The sequence below is a fragment of the Rhizobium sp. SVR5-2C genome, assembly GCF_056755115.1.
On sequence record NZ_JBNDHT010000389.1, the window covers coordinates 1 to 275 of the forward strand.

Here is a 275-nt window from a genome sequence, read left to right on the forward strand (position 1 = left end):
CTCTGGAAGGCTATGCCAGCGTCTCGCTCTATGCCCCTTTTGTGACTATTTCGAAGGCGGATATCGTCACGGACGGGGCGCGGCATCAAACGCCCTTCGCCGAAACCTGGTCCTGCTACAAGGGCGGCACTCGCCATTGCGGGCGCTGCGGCACCTGCGTGGAGCGGCGCGAAGCCTTCCATCTTGCCGGCGTCGAAGATCCCACGGATTACGAGGATCCTGATTTCTGGGTAGCCGCGACGGCCGGCTTTTCGGCCCAGGAGGTGAAGTGATGT

At 62.2% G+C, this 275-nt stretch carries 1 protein-coding gene; it reads left to right on the forward strand.

Annotation, left to right across the window (positions count from 1 at the left end; genetic code table 11):
- Window positions 1-272, forward strand: a 272-nt coding sequence (locus ACPYOI_RS36210) for a 7-cyano-7-deazaguanine synthase (RefSeq protein ID WP_481424189.1), incomplete at its 5' end; no start/stop codon positions are given.
- Between the last annotated feature and the right edge of the window lie 3 nt (window positions 273-275).